Here is a 23,033-nt window from a genome sequence, read left to right on the forward strand (position 1 = left end):
TCGGATTGTCGGAGCCCTACCTCATGGCCGAGCAGCAGCCCCTCCTGACGCTATTGGTGCGAAAGCCCATCGACCCGGCCGGATCGGGCGGCGGGGCGGCATCGGCGAACGGTATCGAAGCGCTCTCGGGTCGGCTTCAGATGCCCACGAAGGTCAAGGCTCAACTGCAGCGCAGCCACCTGTTGGCTCGTATCGAACAAGGGCGAAGTGCCCGTCTGGTGCTGATCCGCGCGCCGGCCGGTTTCGGCAAATCCACCTTGATGGCTCAGCTGTTCGCCTCCCGCGAGGGGTGCGCCTGGCTGAGCCTCGATTCCAGCGACAACGATGCACGGCAGCTGGCCCAAGTCCTGTCCCTGGGCCTGCGGGAACTGCTCGGCGACAGGACGCCGACCGTCGAAGCGGATACGTCCTTCCGGACCGAGCTGGAACAGCTCATGGCGCGCCTGGCAGCCACCGGCAAGCCCCACACCCTGTTCCTCGACGAGTTCGAAGTGCTGCAATCCGCCGAGGCCCTGGAGCTGCTGCGCGACCTGTGGGAGGCCTTTCCCACCGGCAGCCAGCTGGTCATCGCCAGCCGGAGTACGCCGAACCTGCCACTGGGCAACCTTCGGGCTCGCGGCGAGTTGCTCGAACTGACCGCCGAGACCCTGCGCTTCGGGCTCGCCGAAACCCGTCAGTACCTCAATGACCGGCTGGGCTCGAGCCTCTCCGAACACGCCATCCAGACGCTGCACACACGCACGGAAGGCTGGATCACGGCCCTGCATCTGGCCGCGCTGTCCCTGCAGGATCGTCGCGACCCCGGCGCCTTCGTCGCCACCTTCAGCGGATCGCAGCACGAACTGGCCGAGTACCTCACCGAAGACATCCTCGACCGGTTGCCGCCCGCCATGAGCGGGTTCCTCCTGCGAGCCAGCCTGCTCGATCGCTTCAACGCGCCACTCTGTAACGTGGTCTGCGGGGGCGAGAACAGCGCCAACCTGCTGGAACAGGTGCAGCGCCAGGGCCTGTTCCTCATCGCCCTGGACGGGCATGGCGAGTGGTTCCGCTTCCACCGGCTGTTCGCCGGTTTTCTCCGCGATGTGCTGTCCCGCCGTCACCCGGAACTGCTCGGACCACTGCACCGCGCAGCCGCCGACTGGCAGCTTCGCCACGGCTCGCCGCTGGCAGCCATCGAACACTTGCTGCAGGTGGATGACGCCAGCGCCGCCATCGACCAGTTGGAAGCCCACCTCGATGCCCTCCTCGACAGCGGGCGCTATCGCGCTCTGCTGCGGTGCCTGGACCAGCTGCCGCCAGCGCAGATCGACCAGCGCCCGCGCCTGGCGCTGGTGCACGCCTGGACGCTGCTCATGGCGCGCCGCTACCAGCAGGCGCTGCAAGTGGTCGAGCGAAATCCGCGCACCAGCGAGAGCGAGATCATCCGTTGCCTGCTGCTGGCCTTCAGCGATCAACTCCACGCGGCTTGCGCCGCTGCCCGCCCCTTGTTCGCCAGCCTGCCCCAGGTGCAATCGCACCATCGCGGCCTGCTCGGCGGCTGCCTGGCCTATTGTCTGGTCGCCATGGATCAGCCCGATGCAGCCCGCGAGGTGCTGGCCCAGCTGGCGCAATGCGCGGGAAAAATGGCGATGGTGGTGGTCCAGTCAGTGTCCGACGTGATCGAAAGCGTGATCGATCTGCTGCAAGGACATCTCCTCGCCGCCCGTACACGCGTAGATGCGGCGGCCCACCACCATCTGCAGAACTCCAACGAACAATGGCTGGCCGGACGCATCTCGGTAGATACCATGCGCGCGTTGACGCTCTACGAGTCCGGCGAACTCGATCCGGCTCGGCACATCCTCACCCAGACGCCACTATCCGCAGCCCTCAGCGCCGGGCCGGATGTCCTGATCACCAGCCACATCACGCTCGCGCGCATCGCCGGCATGAAAGGCGAGCGCGCCGCATGGATGCATCATCTGGCTGGCCTTGAACAACTGGGTCGCCAGGGCGGCCCGAGCCGTCTGCTCTGCGCCACCTGGCTGGAGCGCGCGCGCGTTGCCACGATGGAGGGCCATCTGGACCAGGCCGCCCAGGCGCTGCGTTCGGCGGAGTTCAACAATGGCTGGGACCAGCCAGGCATCGCGCTCTACAGCTGCGACGTCGATACCCTGTTCATCGGTCGGCAACGCTGGCGCATTGCCCGTGGCGAGTACGCGCCCGCCATCACCGACCTGCGTAGGGCCCTGGAAGAGGCACAACAGCGAGGCCGTCAGCGCCGGGCGCTGAAACTGCACCTGCTGCTCGCGATGGCGCTGGACGGCCTGGGCAGGCAGGACGATGCCTTCGACACCTTGCTGCCGGCGTTGCGATGGGCCAGCCGTGAAGGCTTCGTCCAGACCTTCCGCGAGGAAGGTGACCGCCTCGCCCAACTGCTGCGACAGTGGATGGTCAAGCTGGGGCCAGCCTGCAGCAGCCTGGATGTTTCCGCAGACTTCCTCCACCGCCTGCTACAGGAAGCCGGCCAGGCCGGAGGCGGCGACAGTGACGACACGCCGACACTGAGCCCCCGCGAGCTGGACGTACTGCGCCTGTTGGCCGGAGGCGGACGCAACCAGACCATTGCCGACCAACTGTGCCTGTCACTGCATACGGTGAAGACTCACCTGCGCAATATCAGTGGCAAGCTCGGCGCCGAAGGGCGTACTGAAGTCATCGCCATCGCCCGCGCTCGCCGCCTGATCGACTAGGCCAGCAGGCCCAGTTCGCGCGCTCGCCGGACCGCCTGGGTCCGGCGCTTCACACCGAGCTTGTGATTGATGTGAATGGTGTGGGCCTTCACCGTGTTCAGCGAGATGAACAGCCTCCCGCTGATCTCTTGGTTGGTCAGGCCCTCGGCCATCAGCCTCAGCACGCCCATCTCCCGTGGCGTGAGCACCCGCGCCAGGGTCGCATCCGGAAGCTCAGCGACGCTGCCCCAGCTCGACTCCAGGCAGCCCGCTCGTGCCAAGTGACTGGCTTCGGGTCGCGTGCGAATCAGTCCGGCAAACCCCAGCCGCTCGCAGGTTTCCCGCCACTGGCGCGAAGCCTCCAGCGCCGCGGCTCTGTCGCCCAGCCCTTCGAGCGTGAGAGCGAGCAACTGCTGGGCCCGATAGCGCAACGAAGGTGCATTCAGCGGCGGCAGGACGTCCGGGGCTGACAGTTTTTCAACTGCACGCCGGGCGCGCCCCAGCATCTCCGGCCAGCGCTGCTGACGGGCCATGACCCGCAATGCCTGCACGCCGAGCACTGGCTCATAGCACAACTCGTCCGCCCGCAGGCACTCCAGATGCCGGCGAACTTCAAGCAGATGGGCCTCGGCCTGGATCAGGTCGCTTCGGTAGATCGCCGCCTCCGAAAGCCCCAGGCCGGCATGCAGGATGAAAGGATCACTGCAGCGACGTGCATAGCCGAATCCGCGTCGATAGAGCGATTCACCCCGCTCCGCATCACCATTGAGAATTGCCAGTTCCGCCTGCAGGAGCAGCAGCCTGCCAAGCAACAGTGGGTATTCCGCGTCGTGGTCGCGGAGCAGTTCGAAATCAAGACTGAGCACTTCTTCCGCCCGCGACCACTCTCCGGTCAGGATCAGCAAGCGAATCCGATCGGTGTCGATCAGCACCTCGCTGGCCAGGCAACCCTGCCGGCGCGCCAGGCCCACCACCTTGCCGAGCAGGGATTCGGCCTGCTCGACCTGCCCCTGCGACAGAGCGATGCGTGCCAGTGTCGAGTAGCACAGGTGGATCGAATGCCAATCCCGTGAATCGAGGTCCTCCAGGGCGGACCGGCAGTGTGTCCGCGCTCGCTCACCATGTCCCTGCAGTCCGAACAGCGTGCCCTGCAATGCCTCCCAGTTGGCGAGCATGCGCCGCTGATGCTGTGCGCAGGGCTGCGGCAGCTGCCAGCCGAGGCGATCGATGCAGGCCTGCGCCTCATCCAGCCGCCATCCAATGAGCAGTGCCTGGGCATTGAGGTAGATAAGAAAAGGCGTGCTTTCCAGCAGGTTCGCCGAAAGCCGCTCGCGCCAACCCAACCAGCTGTGCAGGTGCTGGCCGGCGAACAGCCAGGCCAACGGAACTCGCTCCATATAGCTGGCCGCGGTATCCACCTGCCCTTCCTGCAGTGCCAGCTCCACTGCATCGCCGACGAAGCCGGCTTCGCGCAGCAAGCGACAGGCCTGCAGGCGCAGACGTCGGGCCTCGCGGGGTGGCAACTCATCGGCCAGCGCCCGCGCGACCACAGGATGCAGGTGCCACCAGCGTGCCTCGGCGTCCAGGGGTGACAACATCCCCAGAGAGAGCAACTGCGAGGCAAACTGCCGGCTGGCATCCAGCTCCGGCCAGAACTCTGCGCACAAGGCGGCAGACACCCTGGGCAGGTGCGCAATGCCGCGGAGCATGTGTCGCTGCGCATCGCTCAGGCGCGACAGGAGATCATCGCGAACATACTCGCGGCGCCTGAGCACCGGCGGCCGGACCGGATCATCCCTTCCCTGCAATCCCAGCCGCACCATGGCGCACCAGCCCAGCGTGGCCTCCCACAGTTCATCGGCGAAGTCCTCGGACTGGCTGCCTGCAATCAGCGGCAGCAGGCGGGCGAATTCCTCACGGGTGAGCGCCAGGCTGTCCGCCCCCAACGCGATGACGTCGCCTTCCAGCGACAGCCGCGCCAACGGCCAGCACGGACGCTGGCGAGCGCTGACCCAGAAGCGCACGGGGGCGTCCTCTTCCAGCAGGCCGATCAGCCAGGTATCCAGTTCTGATGCCTGGGCCGGATAGTCGTCGAGGATGAGATACAGCGGCGCGGAGGCGTGGCGCAGGCAATCGAGCAGGACCTCCGGCGCGGCCTCCCGGCCGAGGCCCAGCTGGCGCGCCAGCAACCCGGAAAGCTGCGCCGGCGACACCGGCCGGCCATGCAGGGCGAGCCAGGCATAGCGGGTGTCCGCCGGCAGCTGCGCCAGGCTCTCGCGCAGCAAGGCGGTCTTGCCGAAGCCGCCCGGTGCTTCGAGCAGACACAGCCGGTGCTCTGCCAGCACCTGCCCGCTCAGACGCTCGCGGGGCAGATGAATGGCCGGGCTGGAAACCTTCAGGGGCAGGAGGCTGGAAAGCGTCATGAGCGGACACCGGACTGACTGTCAGTCGATCCTTGCCAGCCTTGCGACGTCGCACCATCAACCATTCGAGGTATTCGATCCGAACGGTGACAGCTCTAGTTACCTTTCTCTACTCAGGCGCCCGGGCTCCAGTCACTTCAGCGACACCCACAGGTCTCCGGCACACCGGGTAATCCGCGAAATTACCTGAACAGGCAATTCAGGCCCCTCACTCGACTCCCTAGCATGGCCACTCCACTGACTCACCAAGCGTTTCATTGGAGTACCGCATGACTACAAGAACAACAAAGAGCGGCGCGTTCCAGCCGCGCCTCCTGGCTATCGCCGTCACCATGACCTGCGGCTCGCAGGCCGGAGCTGTCGACTTCAACATCGGGGAAATCGAAGGCAAGTTCGACTCGTCGCTGACCTTCGGCACCAGCTGGTCCACCACCGCGCCCGACAAGCAGTTCATCTCGAACAACAACTCGATGGGCGTGCACGGCGGCAAGTCCTCCTCTCGCACCACCGACGACAACCGCCTGAACTTCAAGAGCGGCGAGAACATCTCGACCATCGTCAAGGGCCTGCACGACCTCGAGTTGAAATACGGGGACAGCGGCGCTTTCCTGCGTGGCAAGTACTGGTATGACTTCGAACTCAAGGACGGCCACCAGCACTTCTACGACATCGACGACCACGGCCGCGACCAGGCCGCCAAGAGCTCCGGGGCGATGTTCCTCGACGCCTTCGTCTACCACAACTACAACCTCGGCGACCTGCCCGGCAACGTCCGACTTGGCAAGCAGGTGGTGAACTGGGGCGAAAGCACCTTCATCCAGAACGGCATCAGCTCGATCAACCCGCTCGACGTCGCCGCCTTGCGCCGCCCCGGTTCAGAGGTGAAGGAGGGTCTGGTGCCGGTGCAGATGTTCTACGTCTCCCAGGGGCTGACCGAGAACATCACCGCCGAAGCCTTCTACCAGTTCAAATGGGACAAGACCGTCACCGACAACTGCGGCACCTTCTTCGGCGCCGACGGCGTGGCCAAAGGCTGCGACGACCGCCTCGTCACCGCCGGCTATGACCTGGCCCCGGGTGACGCGACCAACACCGGTGGCGCGGCCGCCCTGGCGGCAATGAGCGACGACGCCTACATCCCCCGCGCCAAGGACAATGATCCGCGCGACAGCGGCCAGTACGGCCTCGCCCTGCGCTGGTTCGTGCCGGAGCTGAACGAAACCGAGTTTGGCGCTTACGCCATGAAGTACCACAGCCGCAGCCCGTTCCTCAGCACCGTGCGCACCACCAACCCCAGTGCCAGCGCTGCCAACTCCCTGGCCTCGATCCGGGACGCCAAGTACTTCATCGATTACCCCGAGGACATCCGTCTCTACGGCCTGAGCTTCGCGACTAACCTTGCGGGCGTTTCCTGGGGCGGTGAACTGAGCTACCGGCCGAATATGCCGTTGCAACTCAACACCGCCGATCTGGTCAGCGCCACCCTGACCCCGGTCGGCCGCAGCTCGCCGTCCCCGCTGTTCACCACCGGTTTCTCCAGCGGCACACCGGCCGGTGACACGATCAACGGCTACGACCGCAAGCCGGTGCTGCAGGTGCAGACCACAGTGACCAAGCTGTTCAACCAGGTGTTGGGTGCCGACCGCCTCACCGTGGTCGGTGAAGTGGGCTACAACCGTATCAACGGCCTGGGCGATACCGACGGAACCGATCTGCGCTTCGGCCGCAGCCCCGCCTTCGGTTCCGGCATCCTGCCCGGTGCTACCGGTGCCGCCACCTGCCGCGGCACCAACGTAGGCCTGCCCAACGCCAGCAATCCCGCGCAAGAGTGCAACAGCCACGGCTTCTATACCGCCAACTCCTGGGGCTACCGCATCCGCAGTCAGCTGGATTACCCCAACGCCATCGCCGGCATCAACCTCTCACCCAACCTCGCCTGGTCCCACGACGTGGAAGGCACCGGGCCGAACTTCGAGGAAGGTGCCAAGGCCGCCAGCCTCGGTCTGAACGCCGACTACCAGAACACCTACACCGCTGCGGTCAACTACACGACCTACTTCGACGGCCAATACAACACGATGACCGACCGCGACTTCGTCTCGCTGAGCCTGGGCGTGAACTTCTAACGATCATCACGGAGACGCACACCATGAAGAAGCACCTCACCCTCGGCGGCGGCGCACTGGCGCTGTCCCTGCTGGCCAGTGGCGCGCTGGCCGCCATTTCTCCTCAGGAGGCCGAACAACTCGGCGGCGCCAAACTGACCCCGACCGGCGCAGAGAAAGCTGGTAACGCCGATGGCAGCATTCCCGCCTGGACCGGCGGCCTGAAGCCCGGCGCCGCGCCGGTGGACAACGGCTTCCTCGGCGACCCCTTCGCCAGCGACAAGCCTCTGTTCATCATCACTGCGGCGAACGCCGAGCAGTACAAGGACAAGCTGACGCCCGGCCAGCTCGCGCTGTTCAAGCGCTACCCGGACAGCTACAAGATCCCGGTCTATCCCACTCACCGCAGCGCCTCGGCGCCGCAGGCGGTCTACGACGCCATCAAGAAGGGCGCAACACAGGTGGAGCTGGCGAACGACGGCAACGCCCTGGCCCACTTCGAGACCCGCTACACGCCTTTCCCCATCCCCAAGAGCGGCGTGGAAGTGGTCTGGAACCACGAGGGTCGCTACCGCGGCACCAGCCTCGAACGCTACAGCGCCCAGGTCGTGCCACAGGTGAATGGCGACTTCACCGCCGTGGGCTTCAAGGAAAACACCGGCTTCCCGCAGTTCATGAGCGATGTCGACCCGGCCAAGAGCGCGAACATCCTCTACTACTACAAGCAGGAGATCATCGCCCCGTCGCGTCTCACCGGCACCGTGAACCTCGCCTACGAGACCATCGACCAGATCAAGGAACCCCGCCAGGCCTGGACCTACAACGCCGGCCAGCGCCGCGTTCGCCGCGCTCCGGAAGTGGCCTACGACGGTCCGGGCAGCGCCGCCGACGGCATGCGCACCGCTGACAACTCCGACCTCTACAACGGCTCGCCGGACCGCTACACCTGGAAGCTGATCGGCAAGAGGGAAATCTACATTCCGTACAACAGCTACCAGCTGATGTCGCCGAAACTCAAGCTGGCCGACATCGTTCGCCCAGGCCACATCAATCCCGAGCACACCCGCTACGAGCTGCACCGAGTCTGGGAAGTGGAAGGCACCCTGAAACCCGGCGCCCGCCACGTCTATGCCAAGCGCCACATGTACTTCGACGAGGACACCTGGATGCTCGCCGAGGTCGATCACTACGACAGCCGCGGCCAGCTCTGGCGCGTAGCCGAAGGCCACCAGGCGAACGACTATCAGCAGGGCGTCGCCCTGTACGCCGCGCAGACGCTCTATGACCTGATCGCCGGCCGCTACCTGGCGATGAACCTGATCAACGAAGCCAAGCAAGGCACCCGCTACGACATGAAGTACACCGCTTCGGACTTCACCCCTGCCGCCCTGCGCAACTCCGGCATCCGCTGAGCACCATCGGGCGCCCCTCAACGGGCGCCCTTTTCCCGTTTTCGCTTCAACCCTCCCCGCTCTTCCGCACATCGATACCAAAACTTCCAGCGCCCAGGACAGGTCCACTGCATGACCCTGTTTGAAGTGGCGCCCACTCGAAGAGAGGGGCGCGGCACTGCGCCCGCCTCGCTTCAATGGCGCACTTCGCACAATCAGGCCGCGCCGTTGGCTGCACAGGAGTTCCAACATGAGTGACTACATCGCCCCACTGCGCGACATGCAGTTCGTCCTGCGTGACCTGCAACTGCTCGACAGGCTGAACCAACTGCCCGGCCAGGAAGAGATGAACGCCGAGCTGGTGGACGCCATCCTCAACGAGGCCGCGCGCTTCGCCCAGGGCGAACTGGCGCCGCTGAATGTCGTTGGCGACCGCCAGGGAGCACGCTGGAAGGACGGCGATGTGCGCACGGCCGAGGGCTGGCGCGAGGCCTACGAACGATTCGCTGACAACGGCTGGAACGCCCTCTCCTGCCCGCCGGACTTCGGTGGCCAGGGCGCGCCGCGACTGGTTTCGGCGCTGGTGGAGGAAATGTGGAACGCCGCCAACGTCGCCTTCGGCCTGTGCCCGATGCTGACCCGTGGCGCCATCGAGGCCATCGATCTGCGTGGCTCGGATGAACTGAAGCAGACCTGGCTGCCGAAACTGGTGAGCGGCGAATGGACTGGCACCATGAACCTGACCGAGCCCCAGGCCGGGTCAGACCTCGCCGCCGTGCGTACACGCGCCGAGCCGCAGGCGGACGGCAGTTACCGGGTATTCGGGCAGAAGATTTTCATCACCTACGGCGAGCACGACCTAACCGACAACATCGTCCACTTGGTGCTGGCCCGTGTACCGGGCGCGCCGGATGGCGTGAAAGGCATCTCGCTGTTCGTGGTGCCCAAGGTGCTGCTGAACACCGACGGCAGCCTGGGCGAGCACAACGACGTGCGTTGCGTCTCCATCGAGCACAAGCTCGGTATCCACGGCAGCCCGACCGCCGTGCTGGCCTTCGGCGACCAGGGCGGCGCCACGGGCTGGCTGGTGGGCGAAGAGAACCGCGGCCTGGAGTACATGTTCATCATGATGAACGCGGCGCGCTTCTCCGTTGGCATCGAAGGCATCGGCCTGGCCGAACGAGCCTACCAGCGCGCGGTGGCCTATGCCCGGCTGCGCATCCAGGGCACCGAGATTGGCGTACCGGGCCGTGAAAAGGCCGCGATCATTCGCCACCCCGACGTGCGCCGCCTGCTCATGTCCATGCGTTCACGGGTGGAGGCCATGCGCGCGCTGGCCTGCGAAGTGGCGCTGGCGACCGACCTGGCCCATGCCCATCCCGACCAAGCCGTTCGCCGTGAACGGCAGGCTTTCGTCGACCTGATGATTCCGGTGATCAAGGGCTGGTGCACCGAAAGCGCGGTGGACATCGCCTCCCTCGGCGTGCAGGTCCATGGCGGGATGGGCTTCATCGAGGAAACCGGTGCCGCCCAGCATCTGCGCGACGCTCGGATCACGCCGATCTATGAGGGCACCACGGGCATCCAGGCGCTCGACCTGATCGGTCGCAAGATTGCCCGCGACAAGGGCGCGGCCGCCTTCGCCCTGATCGCCCGCCTGCGTGAAGCGCAACTGGCGCTACCGGACGACGACCCGCAACTGGCCGCGATTCGTCATCGTCTGTTCTCGGCGATCAACGCCCTGGATGACGCGGTGACCTACGTGGTGAACCACTACGATGAGCATGTGCGCCAGGTGGCGCTCGGTTCGGTGCCGCTGCTGGAACTGTTCGGTATCGTCACCGGCGGCTGGCAGTTGGCGCGCTCCGCCCAGGTGGCCCGCGAGCGCCTGGCCGGCAACAGCGGCGACGCCGCGTTCTACCGGGCCAAGCTGCGTACTGCGCAGTTCTATGCCGGGCATTTCCTCACCCGCGCGCCGGGTCTGGCGCAGGCCATTGTCGAGGGTGGCGACGCTGCCCTGGCGATGGAGGACTTCGCCTTCTGAGCGGACATGCCCGCCCGTCCGAAGTCTCGGCGGGCGGGCGCCATCCGTAACGACAGCTTTACACCTGCCTTCGATCCTGCCGGCGGTGGCAACAACAGGCCGCGCCCCAGGCGTGTGCATGCTTGGCTATTGCAGGGGGGCGCCGTTATGCAGGAATGCTCGTTGACAGTCGTCCGCCGCTTCAGTGAGATGGCCTTTCGTTCAGGCAAATGGCATTGCTGGCCGACTGTGTGTGCGTTGTGTCCTGCAATGCCGCGATGACGAAACTTTGGCGATCCCGACTCGCTTACGAAAGTTTTCTCGTTTCATCGACACAGGAGATGCCGGCGATGTTGAACCAGGCAGCCCGGAACACCCAGGACGTCGAATTCGACGAGCAATTCCTCCTCGCCTTCGAGATCCAGGTCCTGCAGAAGGCCCTGCCGGCCTTCGAAGAGGCCTCGCGCTTCGCCCGCGACCGAGGCCTGCGCTGTAGCGTGGAACTGATCACCAACGCTGACGGCCACCCCGAACTCAGCCTTAGCGCTACCCAGCGCGATGACCTTCCGGACAGTTGCTACCGACTGATCGCCGACCCGGCCGCCCAGGGCATAGTCCATGAGGAGTTCACAGCGGTGAACCGCCGCACGCGTCGCCAGGGTGCGCGCCTGGCGACGCTGACCTCGCGCTCGCTGGAGCTGCAGCTGGAAGCCTTCTTCATGCACGCCTTTGGCATGCGGCTGGACTACAACGTGCTGCGCCTGGACTACTCTTACGAGCATGCTTCTGGGCTATAGGCCTTTTCCGACGCTGCCGGCCGTCGGTTCGGCCGGTGGCGGAACGAGCGTTCCGTCGGACAGTTCCTGCAAAGGATGATTTATGGCAACGATGAACGCGTCGAAGTCGCTATTATTCGCGCCCTGTGCGCCACCTCGTGCGTGTTTCCTCGTTGTCGCTTCGCCATGAATGAATTCCTCGTGCATTTTCAGGACGGTCACTGCCTGGGCAAGACCGTGCTGCGCTCGTTTTCCCGTCAGATGACCCTCTCCGAGGCGCGCGTGCGCCTGCAGGCCTGCTACCCGCTGCGCGTTCCGCACCTGCTGAACATCCTGCACCTGACGCCGATGCTGCCCGGCCGCTGATCCGCACCCACCCGTACAGTTTTCCTGCGCCACTGTGCCTGCAACCGGGCATCGACCGTGGCTAGAGTCGTTCGTCCCGACTTCAAGGAAAGCACCATGGCCGACCTGCAGATTCGCCCCGCCACCGCCGATGACGTTCCGGCCATGCTGGACCTGATCTTCGAGCACGGCCCCAACGACTGGAACTTCCTGCCCGAAGGTCCGGTTCGCGAGCACTTCCAGGGCATCGCCGCGGGGACGGTCTGGGCGCTGGTCGCAGTGGATGGCGATGAGCTGCGCGGCCTGGTGACCTTCCATGAAAGCGCTGCGTTCGGCCGCTTCCAGCACGAAGGGCGCCCGCGTCACGCCTATATCGCCGAGGCCACGGTGCATCGCAGCGAAGCCGGGCGCGGCCTGGGTACGCGCCTGCTGCGCGCGGCCATTGCCGATCTGCTCGCCCGTGGCCTGCCCGACATCTACATCGAGCGCCACGAGGAGAACCCCGGCTCCGCCGGGATGATGCGCAAGGCCGGCTTCGACGAGCTGGAAACCTTCGCCGACCCGCAGCGCCGCCCCAATGGGTCGCGGCGCACGACGATCTGTTACCTGGACGCGCGAACCGGCGCCGCCTGAGCTTCGCCCAGACCGGCGAGGGCTTGCCGTGCCGCTTCGCCGGCCTGCTCCAGCACCTGGCGCTTCCAACCGTCCTCGTCCACGTAGAAGGCATCACGCAGCTGGCGATGGATGCGCAGGGCTTTCTCCGCCGGTACGCCGGGGTTGTTGGCCAGCCACTGGTCCGCGCGCAGCGCCTTGAGCACCTTGAGCCCCGGCAGCGTGCCGAACTCCAGGGCGATGGCGGTCAGCTCGGCCTGCGGACACTCGCTCGCAGCGCTGAGGATCATCTGCCCCTGCAGCTGCACCGACACCGATCCCCCTTCGTGCGCCGAAGTCACCTCATCGCTCCACCAGCGGCGCGTGCGCGCCAGCGTCTGCGGATCGTTCCCGCCCACATAGATGCGCTCGCCGTGGCCTTTGGGCCCAAGGCCGGTGTGCACGTCGATCCAGCCCAGTCGTGCGCAGTCCCGGGCGTGCTGGCGCAGCACCTGGCGCACAGCCTGGTTGCTCCAGGTCGGTTTGGCGCCGATGTAGAACAGGCCGTTGGGATGGCTGTCCTGGCCGCTGGATATGGCTGCCTGCAGTTGCTTGCGGCCGTGGCGCATGGCGTAGCGCAGCAGGCGCAGGTGGCTGGCGAAGGACGGCCAGCGGCGCGGGATCAGGATCGGGTCGAGCGCCGCGTAGGCCTGGTTGCGCTGGCGCGGCTGGGAGAAGTCGATGAAGTTGCGGTTGAGGTCGACGTTCTCGTGGGTCCAGCGCCGCCACCAGGAAAAACCGTAGGGGTTGGCCGCGTGCAGGTAAAGCACTGCGCAATCGGCCTTGGCACATTGCTCCAGCCAGTCGGGATCATTGAGCAGCGCAATCTGCACCGCCGAGCCGCAGAAGCCTTCCACCCCATGGCAGCCGCTGCTGATGATCAGCAGGTTCTGCGCATCGCGCGGACCACTGCGCGCCACGTCCAGCGCGAGCGGCTCGCCATCGCGGCCGGCCAGCGGGTGGCGGTGGGATTCGACGACCAGGCCGGCGGACAGGCACGCGGCGAGAAACTTGCCACGCGCTTCGGCGTAGCTCTGGGAAAAACAGGCAGACGGGTTCATCACCGCTCCGGATGATTGGATGTTGCAGGGCCCGCTGGGCGGGCCCTTCGGGGAGTATCAGGCGTGGCCGACCGCACCGGGCAGCGGCGCTTCGCTGTGCTCGCCCTGCAAGGACTGGCGGGTGCGCTCGGGGGCGATGATCCGGCAGCCGAGGATGGCACCGACCACGGTGAGCACGCCGAACAGGCCGAGCGCCGTCTCGAAGCCATGGGCGATGTCACCGCCGCGCAACTCGACCAGTTGGCCGACGATCCAGGGCGCGAGCATGCCGGCGCTGGTCATGCCGCCAATGTGAATGGCCAGCATCGAGCCACGCTGGGCACTCGGGGCGATGTAGGCGACCAGGGTGTTGCAGAAGGTCGGCAGGACGTTCACCAGGATCGCGCCCAGGGCGTAGAGCACCAGGATCGCCACCCGATCGCCGTGCAGCAGGGTCAGCGCGCAGAAAGCAACACCGGCGACCGCTGCGAAGGCCATCGGCGGCAGCACCATGGCGCGCTGCACCGAGGCTCCGCGCTTCATCGCCCGCTGGGAGAGCGTGGAGAGCAGCAGGTTGGCAAGGATCACCCCGACCGTCACCACCATCACCGTGTAGCCCGACTGCATGGGCGTCATGCCCTGGCCCTTCTGCAGGTACACCGGCACCCAGCTGTACACCAGCGCAGTGGGCAGGTAGCTGAGGAAGCCCATCAGGGTGATCCAGATGAAACTGCGGTTGAGCAGCAGGCGGCTGTACGGCAGGCGCAGTGACGACCCCGGCCCCTCTTCCTCGGTCTGCTGGCCTTCACGGCCGAAGATCAGCCAGACGACCAGCCAGACCAGCCCGAGCAGCGCCAGCAGGAAGTACGCGGTGCGCCAGCCGAAGTGCTGGATCGCCAGCGGCAGGCTCAGCGCGCCAAGTACCGCGCCGAGCATGATCGACACCTGGATCAGCGCCGAGGGCAGCACACGCTCCTTCGGGCCGAACCACTTGAAGCAGGCGTGCTGGGTAACCGCCGTGCCCGGCCCGGTGCCGGCGCCCAGCAGCAGGCGCCCGGCGACCAGCGCGGCGAAGCCGCTGGACAGCGCCACCAGCAGTTGCGAGGCCATCCAGACCACCGACATGCCGGCGAGAATCCAGCGTGTCGGGAAGCGGTTGGCGAGGAAGCCCACCAGCACGCCGGAGATCGAATAGAGGAAGAAGAACGCGCTGCCGATGAAGCCGAACTCGGTTGGCGAGAGCTTTAGTTCGTCGATGATCTGCGCGCCGGCGAAGGCGAAGATGGTCTTGTCCAGCACGCTGATGACCATCACCAGCATCAGCAGGATGAGGACTACGGTGCGCTGTTTCATGCCTGCTCCTCTCTCGACAGAGAAGTCTCCACCAGCCGCACCCAGAGCGCCGCGCCGAAGGGAATGGCGCCGTCGTTGAAGTCATAGCCGGGGTTGTGGACCATGCAGCCGCTGGGGCCGCTGTTGCCGTTGCCCAGGGCGATGTAGCAACCGGGGCGGCGCTCCAGCATCCAGGCGAAATCCTCGCTGCCGAGGAAGCCCGAAGGGATCTCGGACAGCAGGCGCTGCGGGCCGACCAGTTCGGTCAGCACCTGGCGCGCGAGGCGGGTTTCTTCTGGCGTATTGACCAGCACCGGCACCAGCTCCTCGTACTCGTAGTGCAGTTCCATGCCGTGCACGGCGGCGACGCCACGGCTGATCTCGCCGATGCGTCGCTTGAGCAATTCACGCACTTCCGGCTTGGTGGCGCGCACGCTCAGGCGCAGGTCGGCATGGTCGGGAATCACGTTCGCCGCCTCCCCTGCCTTGAGCATGCCCACGGTCACTACAGCCACTTCGGTGGACGGCACGTTACGCGCCACAATGCTTTGCAGCGCCAGCACCAGTTCGGCGGCGGCGACAATCGGGTCTTTGGTCAGGTGCGGCATGGCGCCATGGCCGCCGACGCCGGTCAGACGGATCGATACGCGGTCCGAGGATGCCGTCAGCGCGCCCTCGCGGGTGAGGAAGCAGCCCACCGGCAGGCCCGGCGCGTTGTGCAGCGCGTACACCGCGTCGCAGGGGAAACGCTCGAACAGGCCGTCGTCCATCATTGCCACGGCGCCACCCAGGGTTTCCTCGGCGGGTTGGAAGATCAGGTTGAGGGTGCCGTCGAAGTGGCGCTGCTCGGCCAGGTCGCGGGCGGCGCAGAGCAGGATGGCAGTGTGGCCATCGTGTCCGCAGGCGTGCATGCGGCCGGCGTGCTGGCTGGCGTAAGGTACGCCGCTGGCTTCGTCGATAGGCAATGCATCCATGTCGGCACGAATGCCGATGCTGCGCGCACTGCTGCCCTGTCGCAGCACACCGACCACGCCGGTGCCACCCACGCCCTCATGGACTTCATAGTCCCATTCGCGCAGGTAGCCGGCAACGATGGCGGCAGTGCGCGCCTCCTCGAAGCCCAGCTCGGGATGCTGGTGAAGGTCCCGGCGAATCCGGGCGAAGGCTTCCTGGGAAGCGAATAGTCTTTCGACTGTCTCGTGCTGGGTAAGGGGGTGCTGACTCATGCCGCATCCTGCTCATTGTTCTGATGTGGCCGGCAGGATGCCCCACGCGCGAGGCGCTGAATAATGACCTTCGCGCATGCTTATCAAGGCTGGTTATCGACGCCTGCTTTCAATCGGCCTTGCCGTCGGCCTTGCGCAGGTGCGGCCCCTTGAAGGCGTAGACCAGTTCGTCCACCAGGGTCTGCGCCTCGCGGGTCATCAGTTCCGGCGGGCGGCAGACCAGCGAGATGTCGGTTCCCGGCACAGTCTCGGCGATGTCCAGCGCCTCCAGGGTGCCGGCAATGATCGGCAGGTCGAACACCCGCCGCGACCAGAAACTCACCGCGTCGGTGTTGGCCGCCAGTTCCGCGTAGAGCACCACCGAGGCGCACTCGATGACGCGCTCGGGGTGGCGCACCTGGTACTGCTCGAACATCTGCCCGGCGAGGGAAACGTCCAGCGAGTCGGGAACCAGCCACTCCTCGTCGAGCAATTCGTGCAGCGACCGCGCGTTGCGCAGCGGGTGGCCCTTGCGCACTGCCAGCGTGGTGGGCTGGGCATAGAGTTCCTGCCAGTGGAAGCCGTCGACGTTGCGCGATGACGGCTGCGAGGTCAGCACCAGGTCCAGCTGGCCTTCGCGCAGGCCTTCGAGCAGCTTGGCCGGGCGTAGTTCGTTGATCTGCAGCTGCACCTTGGGGTAGCGCTTGCGGTAACGCAGCAGGCTGGCGGCGAACTGCTGACTGGGCGTCACCGGTGACACTCCAATGGCCACGCGGCCATCCATGGCACCCTTCAGTGTCTCGATCTCGTCCCGCGCGCGGCGCACTTCCTCCACCACCAGGCGGGCGCGGCGCACCAGGCGCTCGCCGTATTCGGTAGCGGTAATGCCACGGTTGGAGCGTACCAGCAGCGGCACGCCCAGCTCGGCCTCCAGCTCCTTGATGCTCTTGGACAGGGCGGGCTGGGAGATGTGCAGCAGGCGCGAAGCTTCCTGGATGCTGCCGCTTTCGCAGATGGCGACGATGGCGCGGAGTTGATGCAACTTCATGGAGTGGTCGTCGGCTCGGGGATCGGTAACAGGTCGGAACATAAAGCAAAATCGAGGCCGGCGTGAGTAACGGTTGGTAAACGCGGGTGGACTGGTGGGTCGCGGGGGTGTTTTTGCCGGCTGATTCAGGCGGTGGGCATTTATGGGAGTTTCGTGCATTGCCAGCATGGGTATCGCTGCGCTCCACCCACCCTACGACGAGTCACGCCTGTTGCCCCTGAGCTTGCGGACGGGTTCGCGGGCATGGCCCGCTCCTGCAGGTGGGCGCGCGACCCACAAAAAAAGCGGCCCGAAGGCCGCTGATAAACACATCGGAGCGCCGGTGAGCGCGAGTCGGGTCCGCCGTCAGCGGATGCCGGTGGCGCGCAAGGCGTTGGGGGTGAAGTCGTTGCTGCTGGCCTTCACCGCGAAGTCGTAGCTGCTCTTCTCCTCATTGCGCAGGCCGGACACCGTGTAGCGGCCGGACAGCACGTCATAGTGGGTCTCCGCCGTCAGCCAGGTGAACTGCTGGTCGTAGAACGGCCGCGCATGGCCCTCGGACACCCGCCAGAGGCTGCCACGGCCGTCGTAGGCGTCAGCCTCGGCGATCTGCCAGCTGTCCTCGTCGATGTACAGGTCACGCTTGCTGTAGATATGCCGCTGGCCCGGCTTCAGGGTCGCCACCACGTGCCACACGCGGTGCAGCTCGTAGCGGGTGTGGTCCGGGTTCAGGTGGCCGGGCTTGACGATGTCGTCGTACTTCAGCCCAGGCGAGTCGAGCGCGAAGCTGTTGTAGGGGATGTACAGCTCTTTCTTGCCCACCAGCTTCCAGTCGTAGCGGTCCGGTGCGCCGTTGAACATGTCGAAGTCGTCGTAGGTCCGCATGCCTTCCGCGCCGGGGCTGTCGTAGCCTACCTGCGGGGCACGGCGCACGCGGCGCTGGCCGGCGTTGTACATCCACGCCATGCGCGGTTCCTTGACCTGGTCGATAGTCTCCAGCACCAGCATCACGCTGCCTGCGCGACGCGGCGGCGAGAGAATTTCCTGGCGGAAGTAGTAGAGGATATTGTCCATCTTCGCCGGGTCGTAGTCCTTGAGCCCGAATGGGAAGGCGAACTGCTCCTTCATGTAGCTGATGGTGTAGGCGCCGTTGGTCTGCGGGTTCATCTGCGCGGTGGTGCGCAGCATCGCGTTGCCCCGGTAACGGGTGACGTGGTTCCAGATCACTTCCAGTCCGTTCTGCGGGATGGGGAACGGAATGGTCATGCTGAAATGGGTCAGCCCGTTGCCGCCCTCGGCCAGCGAAGTCGCCGTGGCGTTCTTCTTCGCCGCGTCGATCACCGCCTGCGGGTAGCTCGCACTACGGTGGCTGGGGTAGACCGGAATGCGGTAGGTCTCGGGGAAGCGCTGGAACATCGCCAGCTGCCCCGGCGTGAGCTTGTCCTGGTACTGGCTGGCGTTCTGCGCAGTGATGGTGAACAGCGGCTTGTCCGCGGCATAGGGGTCGGCGAGGAAGCCGCCGGCATCGGCCTTGCCGGCGTTCAGCGCCAGGCCACCGGTCCAGGCCGGGATGCTGCCGTCGGCGTTGCCCGCCTTCTCGGCGCCAATCGGGGTGAGTTCATTGCCCAGGCGCGCGGCCTGGTCGGCGCCGACCGCGGCCATGACCTGCCCGGCGAGCAGGCTCAGCGTCAGGCAGCCGGCCTGCAACCATTGTTTGTTGTTCATGCTTTTACCTCAGGGGGCTGGCGGGCATCAGAAGCTGACGCCCATGCTGACGGCGAGGAAATCGCGGTCGGTGTTGACGTTGTAATCACCGCCGAAGTAGTCGGTGTAACTGATGCTGGCGGTGTAGCGGCTCAGGTATTCGGCGTCGACGCCGACGCTGACCGACTTGTCGCCCTCGTTGAAGGTCGGGCCGTAGCCCTGCACGTCGTGGGAGAACGCCAGGTTCGGGCGCAGCGAAACGCCACCGAGCAGGTCGTTGTATTCCAGGCCCGCGCGCACGCGGTAACCCCAGGAGTTCTGGGTGTAGAAGCCCTTGTCATCGCACTGGCCGGGGTTGGCGGTGTTCACCACCTTCTGGCAGATCGCGTTGCCCGACAGCCCCAGCAGCGCCGAGGTGCCGGCGCTGGCCAGCTCGCCATTGCCGTACACGCTGCTGCGGCCGAAGCGCAGGTCGGAGCCGTCGGTAGAGCCCAGGTCGGCGATGTGGCTGAAGCCGATCTCGCCCACCAGGGTCAGGCGCTCGGCGCCGATCAGTTCGATCTGGTCGAAGGTGTTGGTGAAGGTCATCTGCGCCTGGGTGAACGGCTTGCGCTCGTAACCCTGGATCAGCGAGCCGTAGGCCGAGTCGGCCCAGCCGCTGGAGAAGATCGGCAGGCCACCGTTGACCAGCGGGCTGGTCGCCGCCGAGCCGAGGGTGGCGGCGCCGGAGACGTCGCTGGAGTTGATGCCCAGCGGCATGTTCGGCCGGTAGCTGATCTCGCCCTGCACCGCGGTGCTGCCCCAGGTCGTGTTGAAGCCCAGGCCATAGAGGCGGATGTCCTCGGGGTAGTCCAGGTACCAGCGCGCGGTGCTCACGCCGCCCTGCCCGATCAGCCCGCCGACCGGGTCGGCCAGCGCGCCCTTGCCCACCACCCAGTTACTGGTCGGCGTGCGGCTGTGGTAGTTCATCGCATAGGCGGAGAACTCGGTGTCGTTGTACATCCAGCGCAGCGCCACGCCGAACTGGCCGCCGTCGCGGGCGTCGTGGTCCTTGCCACGCGGTACGTAGCCATAGCCACCCTTGATACCGGTGCCGTCTATGTCACGGTCGAAGTCGCTGCCGTTCACCGCCATGTTGATGTCGCAGCCCTTGGCGGCCACGTCGCTGCCGAAGAAGGTGCCGCAGTTGTCCGGCACGGTCTTCTCCCACTCCAGCTGGTAGAAGGCCTCCATGGACAGGGTGTCGGTGAGCCCCTGGTTGAAATACAGCATGCTCACCGGGATCAGTGCTTCCTTCACCTCGGAACCGGGGCGACGCAGCGCGGCGACGTCCGCCGGGTTGATCGAGTTGATGCCGTTCTGGATGAAGGTGCTCTCGCCCCAGCTCACCACCTGGCGGCCCACGCGCACGGTACCCGGCCGGTCCTGCAGTTCGTAGTTGTGGTAGAGGAAGGCGTCGAGCAGCTCGGCGCCGGAGGACTGGGCGGCGGTATCGCGGCCGCTGTCGTCGATGTCATAGAGCGGGCGGTGTTCGTCCTTCAGTTCGAAGTCGTACCAGTACTTGCCACGCAGGAACAGGCCACTGTCGCCGTACTTCAGCTCCAGGTCGTGCAGGCCCTTGAAGATCTTGGAGAAGGTCTCGCCGCGCTTGAAGTTCAGCCGGCCGTCATCGGAGGTCTGGCTGGAGGCCGTGCCGCCGTTGCGGGTGCCGATGAATTTCTTGTCCGGGCTGTCCATCGCCCAGCTCGCGCCGATGGACAGGGTCGAGTCGAAGCGACCCTCGATTTCCCCCACGTTGAAGCTCACTGCCTGAGCCGAAGATGCCCCGCCAAGGGCCATGCTGGTAGCCAGCGCCAGCGCGTGCGGCTTGAAGCCTGCGGCGCCGGTTATTGTTTTTTTCATGCTGCTCTCCGCCTGGATCGTGCTGGTCACGGCAAGCCGTGCCACCCCTGCTCCGCGGCTCTTGGGCCGGGAGGCGAGCGCAGGTTAGAGCGCTGTCACATGGCTGACTTCTGAAAAAAAGTGATGCCCATAGCCAGAATGAAAACGCCAGCACATCAACAGCGCGCGAGGCTTTGCGGGTGATAACCGACGGCTATCGCGATACCCAGGATTCAGCCGACCCGGGCCGCGCATTGCCCTAAAGTCCGCCGCCATCAGCGACTCCCCGACCCTGAGGTGGACCATGAAGATTGCGTTGACCGGCGACAGCATCCTGCAGCGCCGCCTGAACAGCCGCGAAGACCAAACCCTGCTCCCGCTGTTCGACCTGCTGCGCGACGCCGACGTCAGCTTCACCAACCTGGAAGTGCTGCCCAACGACTTCCATGGCGATGCCGTGCTGGAAAGCGGCGGCTCGCACTTCGGTGCGCCGTCGTGGGTGCTCGACGAGCTGGTGGAAGGCGGCATCGACCTGTTCTCCACCGCCAACAACCACAGCCTGGACTATGGGATCGCCGGCCTGCAGGCCGCCCACGCCCAGCTGGACAAGCGCGAACTGCTGTTCGCCGGCACCGGCCGCAACCTCGAAGAGGCTCGCCGCCCGGTGTACTGCACCAAGCCTGCCGGCACCGTCTCGCTGCTGGCCTGCACCTCCACCTTCGGCAAAGGCCAGGAAGCCAGCGAGCAGACCCGCGACATGCCCGGCCGCCCCGGGCTCAACCCGCTGCGCTACGACACCGTGCACCAGCTCGACGGCGCACAGATGGAAGCCATGCGCGGCATCATCGCCAGCCTCGGCCTGGACCGTCTGTACCAGGGCGCGGTGGACCTGGGCTTCGCCCACCCGATTCCCGATCCGTCGCTGGCGGTGTTCGGCCCCTTCACCCCGTTGCTGTTCCGCCAGGGCGAGAGCGCGCGCCTGCGCACCCTGCCGCGCAAGAAGGACATGGACGACATCCTGCGCTGGGTCGAGGAAGCACGTACGCTGTCCGACGTGGTGGTGCTGAGCATCCACGCCCACGAACTGGGCCACGACGCCAAGGGTGAGTGGGACCTGGAAGTGGCCGCCGAATTCATCCAGCCGGTAGCCCGGCGCATGATCGACGCCGGCGTCGATATCGTGGTCGGCCACGGCCCGCACCTGCTGCGCGGCATGGAGATCTACAACGGCAAGCCGATCTTCTACAGCCTGGGCAACTTCATCGGCCAGAACGAGCTGGTGGAGCGCCTGCCGGCGGACAGCTACGAGCAATTCCGCGTGGACCGCAACCAGACGCCTTCGAAGGTGTTCCTGCAGCGCACCCAGAACGACACCCGCAGCTTCCCCTCCGATGCGCGCTTCTGGGAAAGCCTGGTGCCGGTCTGCCAGTTCGACGGCCGCCGCCTCACCGGCATTGAACTGTACCCGGTGAGCCTGGGCCTGGGCGAGGCGGTACACCGCCGTGGCCGCCCACGCCTGGCCGAAGGCGAACACGCACAAGCGATCCTGCAGCGCTTCGCCGCGTTGTCGGAACCTTACGGTACTCGGCTGTCGGTGGACGGCTCGATTGCGCGCGTCACACTCTGATGCCGCAGCGCCGGGCGGCCACAAGCTGCCCGGCGCCCTCTTCTTCCCATACCCATGACCACAACCCGCATTCTCATCGTCGAGGATGACCTGCGCCTTGCCGCCCTCACCCGCGACTTCCTCGAACACCATGGCCTGACCGCCGTCATCGAGTCCGATGGCGCACGCGCCGCCGAGCGGGTGCTGGACGAACGCCCGGACCTGGTGATCCTCGACCGCATGCTGCCCGGCGAAGATGGCCTGTCCATCTGCCGGCGCCTCCGCCCGCAGTACCAGGGCGCGATCCTCATGCTCAGCGCCCGCTCCGAAGACACCGAGCAGATCGACGGTCTGGAGAACGGCGCCGACGATTACGTCTGCAAGCCAGTGCGCCCGAGCCTGTTGCTAGCCCGCGTACGGACCCTGCTGCGCCGCCCGCGAAGCGCCGCCGAGCCGGCGGAACGGCTGGAGCATTCGGGACTGACCCTCGACGCCCGCCAGCGCGAAGTGCGGCGCAACGGCTCGCGCATCGACCTGACCGGCGCCGAGTTCGACCTGCTCTGGCAACTCGTCGCCCACGCCGGCCAGACCCTCAGCCGCGACGACCTGCTCCTGGCACTGCGCGGCATCACCTGGGACGGCCTGGACCGCTCGGTGGACGTACGCGTCGCCCATCTGCGCGCCAAGCTGGACCAGGACCCGCCAAGGCCGCTGATCGTCACGGTGCGCGGCAAGGGCTATCGCTTTGTCGGCTGACAGCGCTTCGTCAGCATGACCGCCCAGCCGAAAATTCGTCGCGCGGGGAACTCCGTC

The 23,033-nt window shown here is 66.1% G+C and carries 16 protein-coding genes; 9 read left to right on the plus strand and 7 right to left on the minus strand.

Annotation, left to right across the window (positions count from 1 at the left end; genetic code table 11):
* The first annotated feature begins 140 nt into the window (after positions 1-140).
* A complete protein-coding gene (locus IB275_RS17965; protein ID WP_192294736.1) occupies positions 141-2,732 on the plus strand; it encodes a winged helix-turn-helix domain-containing protein in 2,592 nt (863 codons plus the stop codon).
* On the opposite strand, the gene IB275_RS17970 is transcribed toward IB275_RS17965, so the two are convergent.
* Positions 2,729-5,134, minus strand: coding sequence for a helix-turn-helix transcriptional regulator (locus IB275_RS17970; RefSeq protein ID WP_192294737.1), 2,406 nt, complete (start codon positions 5,132-5,134; stop codon positions 2,729-2,731). The genes IB275_RS17965 and IB275_RS17970 overlap by 4 nt on opposite strands.
* Before the next feature lie 269 nt (positions 5,135-5,403).
* On the opposite strand from IB275_RS17970, the gene IB275_RS17975 reads away from it, so the two are divergent.
* The 6 genes from IB275_RS17975 to IB275_RS18000 all read left to right on the plus strand — a co-directional run bounded on the left by IB275_RS17975 (position 5,404) and on the right by IB275_RS18000 (position 12,407).
* Positions 5,404-7,260, plus strand: coding sequence for a DUF1302 domain-containing protein (locus IB275_RS17975; protein ID WP_192294738.1), 1,857 nt, complete (start codon positions 5,404-5,406; stop codon positions 7,258-7,260).
* 23 nt (positions 7,261-7,283) lie between these two features.
* The gene (locus tag IB275_RS17980; protein WP_192294739.1) at positions 7,284-8,651 is read left to right on the plus strand and encodes a DUF1329 domain-containing protein; all 1,368 of its coding nucleotides are present in this window, start codon (positions 7,284-7,286) and stop codon (positions 8,649-8,651) included.
* A 229-nt stretch (positions 8,652-8,880) separates the two neighbouring features.
* Complete coding sequence (locus tag IB275_RS17985; RefSeq protein WP_192294740.1) at positions 8,881-10,674, plus strand: acyl-CoA dehydrogenase family protein; 1,794 nt, start codon at positions 8,881-8,883, stop codon at positions 10,672-10,674.
* Positions 10,675-11,003: 329 nt separating this feature from the next.
* Positions 11,004-11,450, plus strand: a complete 447-nt coding sequence (locus tag IB275_RS17990; RefSeq protein ID WP_081518247.1) for a hypothetical protein — start codon at positions 11,004-11,006, stop codon at positions 11,448-11,450.
* A gap of 165 nt (positions 11,451-11,615) precedes the next feature.
* Positions 11,616-11,795 carry a hypothetical protein gene (locus IB275_RS17995; protein ID WP_024762799.1) on the plus strand — a complete coding sequence of 60 codons (180 nt, stop codon included), beginning with the start codon at positions 11,616-11,618 and terminating at the stop codon, positions 11,793-11,795.
* 96 nt (positions 11,796-11,891) lie between these two features.
* Positions 11,892-12,407: a GNAT family N-acetyltransferase gene (locus IB275_RS18000; RefSeq protein WP_192294741.1), complete on the plus strand. Its 516-nt coding sequence runs from the start codon at positions 11,892-11,894 to the stop codon at positions 12,405-12,407.
* Here IB275_RS18000 and IB275_RS18005 read toward each other — a convergent pair.
* The 6 genes from IB275_RS18005 to IB275_RS18030 all read right to left on the minus strand — a co-directional run bounded on the left by IB275_RS18005 (position 12,377) and on the right by IB275_RS18030 (position 20,635).
* Positions 12,377-13,486 (minus strand): M14 family metallopeptidase, encoded by a 1,110-nt coding sequence (locus tag IB275_RS18005; RefSeq protein ID WP_192294742.1) that lies wholly within the window; start codon positions 13,484-13,486, stop codon positions 12,377-12,379. The genes IB275_RS18000 and IB275_RS18005 overlap by 31 nt on opposite strands.
* 57 nt (positions 13,487-13,543) lie before the next feature.
* Positions 13,544-14,818: an MFS transporter gene (locus IB275_RS18010; protein WP_192294743.1), complete on the minus strand. Its 1,275-nt coding sequence runs from the start codon at positions 14,816-14,818 to the stop codon at positions 13,544-13,546.
* The gene (locus tag IB275_RS18015) at positions 14,815-16,023 is read right to left on the minus strand and encodes a M20 aminoacylase family protein (RefSeq protein WP_192294744.1); all 1,209 of its coding nucleotides are present in this window, start codon (positions 16,021-16,023) and stop codon (positions 14,815-14,817) included. The genes IB275_RS18010 and IB275_RS18015 overlap by 4 nt, the downstream gene beginning before the upstream one ends.
* Before the next feature lie 109 nt (positions 16,024-16,132).
* On the minus strand, positions 16,133-17,050 hold the full coding sequence (locus IB275_RS18020) for a LysR family transcriptional regulator (protein WP_138216980.1): 918 nt from the start codon (positions 17,048-17,050) through the stop codon (positions 16,133-16,135).
* A gap of 345 nt (positions 17,051-17,395) precedes the next feature.
* Complete coding sequence (locus IB275_RS18025) at positions 17,396-18,754, minus strand: DUF1329 domain-containing protein (protein ID WP_192294745.1); 1,359 nt, start codon at positions 18,752-18,754, stop codon at positions 17,396-17,398.
* Positions 18,755-18,781: 27 nt separating this feature from the next.
* Positions 18,782-20,635, minus strand: coding sequence for a DUF1302 domain-containing protein (locus tag IB275_RS18030; RefSeq protein WP_192294746.1), 1,854 nt, complete (start codon positions 20,633-20,635; stop codon positions 18,782-18,784).
* Between the two features lie 283 nt (positions 20,636-20,918).
* On the opposite strand from IB275_RS18030, the gene IB275_RS18035 reads away from it, so the two are divergent.
* On the plus strand, positions 20,919-22,241 hold the full coding sequence (locus IB275_RS18035; protein WP_192294747.1) for a CapA family protein: 1,323 nt from the start codon (positions 20,919-20,921) through the stop codon (positions 22,239-22,241).
* A gap of 54 nt (positions 22,242-22,295) precedes the next feature.
* Entirely contained in the window at positions 22,296-22,976 is a 681-nt protein-coding gene (locus IB275_RS18040) for a response regulator (protein WP_192294748.1), read from the plus strand.
* Positions 22,977-23,033 lie beyond the last annotated feature (57 nt).

Origin of the sequence: Pseudomonas sp. PDM21, from assembly GCF_014852505.2 — a bacterium.
In the GTDB taxonomy this organism is placed as follows: Bacteria; Pseudomonadota; Gammaproteobacteria; order Pseudomonadales; family Pseudomonadaceae; genus Pseudomonas.